This is a genomic window from Cellulomonas pasadenensis (genome assembly GCF_047229365.1).
In the GTDB taxonomy this organism is placed as follows: Bacteria; Actinomycetota; Actinomycetes; order Actinomycetales; family Cellulomonadaceae; genus Cellulomonas.
Window position 1 is genome coordinate 1 of sequence record NZ_JBFTEP010000246.1, and the last position, 2,255, is coordinate 2,255.

2 protein-coding genes are annotated in these 2,255 nt (G+C 77.3%); one reads left to right on the forward strand and one right to left on the reverse strand.

Going from position 1 to position 2,255, the window contains the following annotated elements; all coding sequences use genetic code 11:
• On the forward strand, nt 1-1,219 hold a 1,219-nt coding region (locus AB6N23_RS18150; RefSeq protein WP_412867358.1), incomplete at its 5' end, for a glycosyltransferase.
• A 62-nt stretch (nt 1,220-1,281) separates the two neighbouring features.
• Here the strand turns inward: AB6N23_RS18150 and AB6N23_RS18155 are convergent.
• A complete protein-coding gene (locus tag AB6N23_RS18155; RefSeq protein ID WP_412867359.1) occupies nt 1,282-2,037 on the reverse strand; it encodes a hypothetical protein in 756 nt (251 codons plus the stop codon).
• Nucleotides 2,038-2,255: the final 218 nt, after the last annotated feature.

A 2,255-nucleotide genomic window follows, 5' to 3' on the forward strand; every position in this document is an offset into this window, starting at 1 on the left:
GGCGCGCACGGCGGCGCGCGCGCACGGCGCCCCGCGCCGGCTCGTCGTGGCCCACCCGTCGACCGAGCTGTACGGCGCCGACCTCCAGATGCTCGAGACGCTGCGCGCCGCGCGCGCCGGCGGCTGGGACGTCGAGCTCGTCCTGCCCGGTGACGGGCCGCTGACGGCCCGCGCCGCCGCGCTCGGGGTGCGCGTGACGCGGGCGGACCTGCCGGTGCTGCGCAAGTCGCTGCTGCACCCGGCGCGACTGCCGGGGCTCGCGCTCGCGGCCGTGCGCTCGGTCGTCCGCACCACGCGGACGCTGCGGCGTACCCGACCCGACCTCGTCTACGTCAGCACCCTGACGATCCCGTGGTGGGTCGTCGCCGCGCGGCTCGCGCGCGTGCCGGTGCTGTGCCACGTGCACGAGGCCGAGGAGGACCAGCCGCGCGTCGTCACCGCCGCGCTCACCGCGCCCCTGCTGCTCGCGGACCGCGTCGTGACGAACTCCGCGGCCGCACGCCGCAGCATCGGGCCGGTGTTCGGGTCGCTCGCCGAGCGGGCGGTGGTCGTCCACAACGGCGTGCCCGGCCCCGCCGACGACCCCGCACCCCCGGCCCCCGGCGGGCCGCTGCGCGTCGCGCTGGTCGGGCGCCTGTCGCCGCGCAAGGGCACCGACGTCGCGCTCGAGGCGGTCGCGCAGGCCGTCGCCCGCGGGCACGACCTCCGCCTCCGCGTCGCCGGCAGCACGTTCACCGGCTACGAGTGGTTCGAGCGGGAGCTGCGCGCACGGCTCGACGAGCCGGCGCTCGCGGGGCGCGTCGAGCTGCTCGGCTTCGTGCACCCGACGTGGCCGCTGCTGGCCGAGGCCGACGTCGTGCTGGTGCCGTCCCGCGTCGAGCCGTTCGGCAACACCGCCGTCGAGGCGATGCTCGCCGGGCGTGCCGTCGTGGCGTCCCGCGTGCAGGGCCTCGCCGAGATCCTGCGGGACGGCGAGACCGGCCTGCTCGTGCCGCCCGGCGACGCCGCGGCGCTGGCCGACGCACTCGCACGCCTCGACGGCGATCCCGCGCTGCGCGCCCGGCTCGCCGCCGCAGCGCGGGCCGACGCCCTCACCCGGTTCTCGCCCGAGCGGTACGCCGTCGCGGTGCGCGCCGAGCTCGACCGCCTCGCGCCGCCCCGTCCCGCCGCGGCGCCGGAGCCGGAGCCGGAGCACGAGCCGGAGCCCGCGCTCGGCTGAGCGCGGGCCCGGGCTCCCGGTCCGGACGGCGGTGGGTCAGCCGGCGCGGCGTCCCCCGCGGGTCAGCTGCCGCGCAGCGTCACGGACGTCGCCGCGCCGTCGGCCCAGCGGTTGCCGCGCAGCTGCAGCAGCGGGATGGTCCCGGCGTCCGCGATGATCGCGCAGCCGCGGTGCACCTGCGTGCGGTCGAAGACGTTGTCCGCGAGGACCAGGCCCGACAGCGGCCCGACCGACTTCTCCGCGAGGTTGACGGAGCACCCGCCCCCGCCGATCCGGTTGCCGACCAGCTGCAGGTCGCGCACCGCCCCACGGTCCTGCGTGACCATGATCGCCGCGTTGTGCGTGTCCTCGAGGACGTTGCGCAGCAGGCGGATGTTCGACCCGGCGGCGATCTGCACGTTGTCGTCGTGCGTCGGCCCGCCGCCGAAGTTCGCGTCCTTCTCCCAGTGCAGGTTGTCGTGCAGCCACGAGTCCTGCACCAGCACGTCGCCGCCGGTGAGCATCAGCTGGTCGGTGACGGAGTGCACGTCCACCCGCGTCATCGTGAGGCCCTGCCCGATGACGCCGCGGACGTGCGGCGAGCGGTCCTTGGAGTAGAGCTCGGAGTCCTCGATCGTCAGGTTCCGGGCGTCGCCGATCATCATGACCAGGCCGACGCTGCTGTCGGCGGGACGCCCGCTCACCACCGAGCGGCGGATCGTCACGTTCGACGCCTCCACGCGGACGATCCCGCGGACCTCGACCCCGTCGACCACCGTGCCGGGCGTCGTGATGCGCAGGTCGCCCTCGTGCACGGTCAGCCGGGTGCCCGCGGGCACGCCGGTCGTGTCGGGGCCGGGGACGCCGGCGGGCGGGCGCTCGGCCGCCGCCCGGCTCGGCGTGGGCGCGGGCTCTTATACACATCTCCGAGCCCACGAGACTCTTACGCCGATCGCGGATGCCGTCGTGTGCTTGAAGATGGGGGGGGGGGGGGGGGGGGGGGGGGGGGGGGGGGGGGGGGGGGGGGGGGGGGGGGGGGGGGGGGGGGGGGGGGGGG